This window comes from Moorena sp. SIO4E2 (assembly GCF_010671945.1).
GTDB classification, from domain to species: domain Bacteria; phylum Cyanobacteriota; class Cyanobacteriia; order Cyanobacteriales; family Coleofasciculaceae; genus Moorena; species Moorena producens.
Window position 1 is genome coordinate 1 of the sequence record NZ_JAAHIE010000345.1, and the last position, 8172, is coordinate 8172.

At 43.8% G+C, this 8172-nt stretch carries 5 protein-coding genes; all 5 read left to right on the top strand.

Annotated elements, in window-relative coordinates:
* A partial coding sequence (locus F6K37_RS26540) for a CHASE2 domain-containing protein (RefSeq protein WP_287253346.1) occupies positions 1-410 on the top strand: 410 nt, incomplete at its 5' end.
* A 334-nt stretch (positions 411-744) separates the two neighbouring features.
* On the top strand, positions 745-1503 hold the full coding sequence (locus F6K37_RS26545; protein WP_287253348.1) for a DUF928 domain-containing protein: 759 nt from the start codon (positions 745-747) through the stop codon (positions 1501-1503).
* A gap of 71 nt (positions 1504-1574) precedes the next feature.
* Positions 1575-4259 (top strand): CHAT domain-containing protein, encoded by a 2685-nt coding sequence (locus tag F6K37_RS26550; protein WP_287253350.1) that lies wholly within the window; start codon positions 1575-1577, stop codon positions 4257-4259.
* A 140-nt stretch (positions 4260-4399) separates the two neighbouring features.
* Positions 4400-7309: a CHAT domain-containing protein gene (locus F6K37_RS26555; protein ID WP_287253353.1), complete on the top strand. Its 2910-nt coding sequence runs from the start codon at positions 4400-4402 to the stop codon at positions 7307-7309.
* Between the two features lie 430 nt (positions 7310-7739).
* Positions 7740-7979, top strand: coding sequence for a CopG family transcriptional regulator (locus F6K37_RS26560; protein ID WP_287253355.1), 240 nt, complete (start codon positions 7740-7742; stop codon positions 7977-7979).
* Positions 7980-8172 lie beyond the last annotated feature (193 nt).

Sequence of the window (8172 nt, forward strand, 5' to 3'; positions counted from 1 at the left end):
TTACTGCCCCTAGCGTTCAAGATGATTTTTCCACTCCTTTTACTCGGAATTCAAACCAGACTATAGAGATGCGTGGTGTCTTTATTCATGCTCAGATGGTTAGTCAGATTCTGAGTGCGGTGAAAGATGGACAACAACCCTTGTGGGTATGGTCCGAGTGGGGAGAGTTTTTGTGGATTTGGGCTTGGGGCAGTCTAGGGGGTTTCTTGGTTTTGGTCTGTAAACGACTCTTTCATTGGGTGGGAGTGGGTATGGCCAATCTGGTAGTTTTATCTGGTGTTTGCTTTGTTGTCTTTATTCAAGGTTGGTGGATACCTTTAGTGCCTTCGGGTTTGGCTTTTGTGGCTACAGGGATGATTGTTGGTTACAAGAGGACTGTATCTATGAGTTGCTCGGTTTTGGGTAATTGACAAAATGTATTTGCTTATTTTGGGTATAATTTTCCTCGATAGCTACCTATTTTGGGGGATACAAAACTCTAAAAGTCACCAAAATTTGGGGGATTTAGGGGGCTTTAGCAAAATCAAACGATCGCCAATTCAGACTTCAATACAGCAACGCTGAAAAAAGTAATTCCAGTATTTTGCATAATTTTCAAAACTAACACTGTTATATAAATAGGTTAATTTTTTCCAGCCTCAAACTTTCAGGTGGTTTAGATGGCTGCTTTCTAAGTTTCAGGTTTGCATCTTCATTAAATAGCTTGATGACATACTTGATATATCAACTATTGGGAGAGATTCAATGAATCATAATAAATGGCGTCTACAAAAGATAATTATTGGTCTGAGTCTGACTTGGTTATTTAGTTTGGAACCTAACCCAGTGACAGCGCTAGAGATAATTAAACCAGTCACGAATTTGGTCAAAGGATTAAAATTTACTCTACCTCCTAAAGGAGCGCCTGGTCAACGTAAAGGTGCAGGAACTCGTGGGGACTATTGTTCAGCTATTGCTTTGGTTCCTGGTACTAATTTTGGCTTAACTACTAGTGATAATCCTACTTTTTGGTTTTATGTTTCCTATTCTCAGGCTAGGAAAATCCCAGCAGAATTTTTGCTGCGGGATAAGGAATATAATCAAGTCTACAAAGAAACGTTCACGCTCAAAAATACACCGGGAATTGTCAAAATAACTCTACCAGAAACGGTTTCAAAACTTGTTACTGAAGATTTATATCGTTGGCGTTTCTCTGTGATTTGCAATCCCACTGGCCGATTAATAGACCGATTAGATGATGCTTTCGTTAATGGTGGAGTTGAAAGAGTATCGATAAGTTCTGATTTAGAAAAGCAGTTAGAGGACAAGAATCCAAGGAAGCGTATTGCTGTTTATGCCAAACAAGGGTTGTGGTTTGATGCCCTAACTACTCTCGCTGAAATGCGTTTGGCTAATCCCCAGGATAAATCACTCGATCAGGACTGGATGGAGTTGTTGCAGCAGGTGGGTTTGGAAGAGATTGACTCAAAGCCCTTAGTTGATTGTTGTACTGCTGAAAATTAACGAGGTAATGGGGGAATTTTGAACAGAAAAATCCCCCTATTACCTGTTCCCTTCTTGTTTGTGTAATGGCCATGAAATATCTAAGACTTAGATTAATTATCCTTTTGGCTTTGTTAGCTAGTTTCTCACCACCGTTGCTAGGTAATATTTTAACGCTATTCCTTTCTCCAGAACTAGCTCAAACTTCAGAAAGACGTGAAGCTGAAGCTGACCGACTTTTTGATAAAGGTATGGAGCAGTCTAAAGTGAGTCAATTTCGGGAAGCGTTGCAGTCTTGGCAGAGGGCACTCACTATTTATCGAGAAATAGGAGACCGGAAAGGTGAGGCTTACTCTCTGGGCAATCTTGGCAATGTTTACCAACACCTGGGGGACTACAAAAAGGCCATTGAATTTCACCAGCAGAGTTTGGCTATTGTAAGAGAAATAGGAGACTGGCAAGATGAAGCTGGATCTCTGGGCAATCTCGGTATTGCTTACCATTTTCTGGGTGACTACCAAAAGGCCATTGAAAACTTCCAGCAAAGTTTGGCTATCAAACGAGAAATAGGAGACCGGCAAGGTGAGGCTGGATCTCTGAACAATCTTGGCAATGCTTACAATTACCTGGGAAACTACCCAAAGGCGATTGAGTTTCACCAGCAGAGTTTGGCTATTCACCGAGACATAGGAGACTGGCAAGGTGTGGCTAACTCTCTGGCCAATCTCGGTAATGTTTACAATTCCCTAGGGGACTACCCAAAGGCCATTGAAAAGCACCAGCAGAGTTTGGCTATCAAACGAGAAATAGGAGACCGGCAAGGTGTGGCTAACTCTCTGGGCAATCTTGGCATTGCTTACAATTACCTGGGGGACTACCCAAAGGCCATTGAAAACCTCCAGCAAACTTTAAGCATTGCACGAGAAATAGGCGATCGCTTTGGTGAGGCTAACTCTCTGAACAATCTGGGCAATGCTTACAATTACCTGGGGGACTACCCAAAGGCGATTGAGTTTCACCAGCAGAGTTTAATCATTGCACGAGCAATAGGAAATCGCCAAGGTGAGGCTCACTATCTGGCTTATCTCGGCAGTGCTTACAGTTCCCAGGGGGACTACCCAAAGGCCATTGAAAACCTCCAGCAAAGTTTGGCTATTGCACGAGAAATAGGAGACCGGCAGGGGGAAGGCATATCCCTCAATAACTTAGGATTAGCTCTATTTAAATCAGGTAATCTTAATCAATCTGAAACCACCCTCACCGAAGCCATGGAGGTTAGGGAATCTCTACGCACAAACTTGAAAGATACCCATAAAATTTCCCTCTTCGAGCAGCAATCTGATACCTATCGCACTTTGCAGCAAGTTCTAATTGCTCGAAATAAAACCGATGCTGCATTGGAAATTGCCGAGAGGGGACGTGCTCGTGCCTTGACGGAATTATTAGCAAAGAACTTACCATCAAAGTCTAATTCTCCAGTAACATATCCCAAACTAGAGGAAATTAAGCAAATTGCTCGACAGCAAAATGCCACTCTTGTAGAATACTCCCTTGTTTCCTCTCAAGAACTTTACATCTGGGTGATCCAGCCTACGGGTTCAATCCAGTTTCGCTCCGTCCAACTACCTCAAAATACTTCTCTCAAAGACCTAGTTACTAGAGGACGTGCTTGCATCATCTACAGTGACCAATGTCGTAGTGATACGAACCAAATCCTACTTGATCAGGGGGATTTAGTCAAATTGAACGATGACCAGTTTGATGATCCATGGCAAATAGTTAAGGTCAATGCTGAGGAAGGGATATTAACCCTAAGACTGTTTGATTGGGAAGAAGGAGTTACGATTCATCGTCCTATCACTGATGTAAAAAAAATTATTGATTCTCCTCACTTTCATCGACAACGTTTACAGAAACTCTATCAACTTCTGATTCAACCTATTTCTGACCTCTTGCCCAGTGATCCTAATGCCCATGTCGTATTTATTCCTCAAGAGGAACTATTTTACACTCCCTTTCCTGCTCTACAAGATGAGGAAGGAGAGTTCTTAATTAAGAAACATACTATCTTGACTGCTCCATCGATTAAAGTCCTAGATTTAACCCATCAAAAAGCGCGGGAACAAGACAAGAAGCAATGGAAAGCAGCTAAAAAAAATTCCTCTTTAGTAGTTGGTAATCCTACTATGCCTAAAGTTCGGCTTCTACCAGGGGAAAAACCTCTAGTGCTACCTCAACTACCATGGTCTGAAGATGAAGCTAGGGAAATTGCCTTTCTACTAGGTGTTCAACCCTTAATCGGTGAGCAAGCTACGGAAACAGCTATTCTACAGCAGCTAGAGCAAGCCAGATTCATTCACTTTGCTACCCATGGAGTATTGGACGAGATTACAGGTTTAGGTAGCGCTATTCTCTTGGCATCTTCCCCAACTGATGATGGATTACTCAGTGCTGAGGAAATACTGAAATTGAACATAACATTAAAGGCAGAACTAGCAGTGCTGAGCGCCTGTAACACTGGACAGGGGCGCATTACAGGTGATGGGGTAATTGGTTTGTCCCGTGCCTTAATCTCTGCTGGAGTTCCCAGTATTGTGGTCTCCCTCTGGTCAGTTTCTGATTCTCCTACTGCTCAGTTGATGATTCGATTTTATCAAAACCTTGGTAACACCACGGATAAAGCTCAAGCTTTGCGTCAAGCAATGCTGACTACCATGGCAGAACAACCGAATCCCAGAGATTGGGCAGCATTTACCTTGATTGGGCAAGCTAATTGAGGAAACAACTTCCTGGATTGAGATTAGTGGAAATTATGAGTTTTGCGATCGCACTTGCATGATTTGGCTATTCTACCACCGTTAAATAAATAGAATTCTGTTCTTTGAGTTGATTGGAAGTTGATATAGGGGTAATAACCATGAAATCTTCTAGAATAGCCACTATTGCACTCCTCGGTATACTAGCTAGTTTCTCCCCACCGTTGCTAGGTAATGTTTCAACCCTATTCCCAGTTTCTCCAGCACTAGCTCAAACTGTAGAAAGCCGTAAAGCTGAAGCTGACCGACTTCTTAATCAAGGTCTTGAACAGTATAAAGTGACTCAATTTCCGGAAGCATTGCAGTCTTGGCAGAAGGCACTCACTATTTATCGAGAAATAGGCGATCGCTCAGGTGAGGCTAAGTCTCTGGGAAGTCTTGGCAATGCTTACCATGCCCTGGGGAACTACCCAAAGGCCATGGAAAACTACCAGCAAAGTTTAACCATTGCACGAGCCATAGGCGATCGCTCAGGAGAGGCTTACTCTTTGAATGGTCTCGGCAATGCTTACTATTTCCTGGGGGACTACCCAAAGGCCATTGAAAACCATCAGCAGAGTTTAACCATTGCACGAGCCATAGGCGATCGCTCAGGTGTGGCTAACTCTCTCAATGGTCTCGGTATTGCTTACTATTTCCTGGGGGACTACCCAAAGGCAATTGAATACCACCAGCAAAGTTTAACTATTGCACTGGAAATAGGCTATTGCTCAGGTTTGGCTAACTCACTAAACAATCTCCATATTGCTTACCAAAACCTGGGGGACTACCCAAAGGCCATTGAATACCTCCAGCAGAGTTTGGCTATTGCAAGAGAAATAGGCGATCGCTCAGGTGTGGCTAACTCACTGGGCAATCTCGGTAATACTTACGAAGACCTGGGAGACTACCCAAAGGCAATTGAATACCACCAGCAGAGTTTGGCTATTGCACGAGAAATAGGAAATCGCCAAGGTGTGGCTAACTCACTGAACAATCTCGGTCTTGCTTACAACAACCTGGGAGACTACCCAAAGGCAATTGAATACCACCAGCAGAGTTTGGCTATTGCACGAGAAATAGGAAATCGCCAAGGTGTGGCTTCCTCTGTTAACAATCTCGGTCTTGCTTACAACAACCTGGGGGACTACCGAAAAGCCATTGAAAACTACCAACAGAGTTTAACCATTGCACGAAAAATAGGCGATCGCTCAGGTGAGGCTGACTCACTGGGCAATCTCGGCAATGTTTACAATTCCCTGGGGGACTACCAAAAGGCCATTGATTTCCACCAGCAGAGTTTGGCTATTGACCGAAAAATAGGAAATCGCTCAGGTGTGGCTTGCTCTCTGTGCAATCTCGGTAATACTTACAAAGACCTGGGAGACTACCCAAAGGCCATTGAAAACCACCAGCAGAGTTTAACCATTGCACGAGCAATAGGATACCGGCAGAGGGAAGGAGGCTTCCTCCATAACTTAGGATATGCTCTATTTAAATCAGGTGATCTTAAACAAGCTCAAACCTTTCTCACCAAAGCAATGGAGGTTAGGGAATCTCTACGACCAGGCTTGCCAGATAACCATAAAATTACTCTATCCGAGCAGCAATCTAATACCTATCTCGCTTTGCAGCAAGTTCTAATTGCTCGAAATAAAACCGATGCTGCATTAGAAGTTGCGGAAAGGGGGCGTGCTCGTGCTTTGGCGGAATTACTGGCAAAGGGGTTATCCCCAGAACTAGATACTCCACTAAATTACCCTAACCTGAAGAAAATCAAACAGGTTGCCCAGCAGCAGAAGGCCACACTCGTGGAATACTCCATTATTTTCGATGGAGGAATCTCTATTTGGGTGATCCAGCCTACGGGCAAAATTGAATGGCGCTTGGTTAAACTACCTCCAGATACCTCTCTCCAGCAGCTACTTAAAAACGGATATGATTGCCTTGCAGACCATGGTCAATGTCGCAGTAGTCAGTCTTCCCGGCAACCGTCCCAGGGTGATTGGGTCAAACTCAAGGATGACCAGTTCGAGGAACGGTGGCAAGTAGTTGAAGTTAATCCTCAACAAGGTACTTTACGACTCAAGTTACCAGGGTGGGAAGAAGGGGTAACAATCGAGCGCCCAATTACTGATATTGTTAAAATTGTCGATTCCCCTAATATTGAGAAACCACGCTTACAAAAGCTTCATCAACTTTTGATTGAGCCGATTGCAGACTTACTGCCCAAAGATGATAAGGCTCGTGTAATTTTCATTCCTGACAGAGAACTGTTTTCTGTACCTTTCCCAGCCCTGCAAGACCAGGAGGGAAACTACTTAATTGAGAAACACACCATCCTCACTGCTCCCTCCATCGAAGTCTTGGGCTTAACCCATCAGAAACGGAAAAACCTTCCTAAATCATCCCAAACTGCCCTGGTAGTTGGTAATCCTACCATGCCCGAGGTACGACCAGCTCCTGGAGAAACACCTCAGCAATTATCTGCTCTCAAGGGTGCGGAAAAAGAAGCTCAAAACGTTGCCTCACTGTTAGATGTTAAACCCCTATTGGCACAAGACGCTACGGAAGCCCTAGTTAAACGCCAGATGCCCAAGGCCAGGTATATTCATTTTGCTACCCACGGGTTATTTGATCCCAAGCGTATTAAAGGTATTGGGAGTGCGATCGCCTTGGCTCCTTCTGTAGGAGAGGACGGACTACTAACTGCGGAAGAAATCTTTACTATGAAACTCAGTGCAGAACTGGTAGTAGTCAGTGCCTGCGAGACCGGAGTCGGTGAAATCAAGAGTGAGGGCGTTATTGGTTTATCTCGTTCCTTAGTTGCAGCGGGTGTTCCCAGTGTGATGGTTTCCTTGTGGTCAATTCCTGATGATAAAACCACAGAATTGATGACGGAGTTTTATCGGAATCTTAACCGCACAGGGGATAAAGCTCAAGCGTTGCGCCAAGCGATGTTGACCATGATTCCGAAGTCAGGTAATCCGAAAGATTGGGCGGCATTTACCTTGATTGGTGAGGCGCTTTAGGGGAATAGGGAGTAGGGAGTAGGGAGTAGGGAGTAGGGAGTAGGGAGTAGGGAGTAGGGAAAAATATTGTGTGTATCTAATTACTATGAGAACCGCTATAATGTACAAGATTTGTAAGCTATCAGCTATCAGCTATCAGCTATCAGCTATCAGCTTAAGCGCTACGCGCACGCTACGCGAACAGACGAATTAAAGTAGGGTGGGCAAAGTAATATAATCTAGAATACTCAAAACAATCAAACTGTTTTTGCCCACCCTACAAGCTGATAGCTGACTGCTGACGGCTGACCGCACCTCAAGTAGCGTGAGCTTTTAGTTCACGGCTGAATGCTTACCAATATTTTTTGCCAGCTGCCAAATATTTCGGTATTAAAGTTATTCGACCAGGAGAGTTGGTTCACTCTCTAAATTTACAGGAGCAAGTTATAGAATGAGTTATTATCCTTTACAATTACCTGAGACGTTGTTGAAAGAAATTCAACGTCTTGCTCAAGAAAATCAAGTTTCTATCGAGCAGTGGTTACTGAGTGCTGTTACCGAAAAAATTGAAGCTCATAAAGTTGTACAACTAATGCAGAGTTATGGTGAAAAAGCAGATTATAACCGTTTTGATCAAATATTAGCATCAGTGCCAGATACAGAACCTATAGCAGGGGATGAGTTGGTATAGAACCCCTAAGGGTATCTATGCGTTCGCGTAGCGTGGCCTACGGCCAATCCCTTTCTAGTCACGTAGTGGCGTGGCACAGCTAATTTGGTGCATTAGATTCTAGGTCTTCATCAAGTTCAAATACAGGATATAGGTGTTTAAGTTTGACTCGTGCATCTTCGGTAGTAAATCGCCAAACGACCTTGGCTGAACT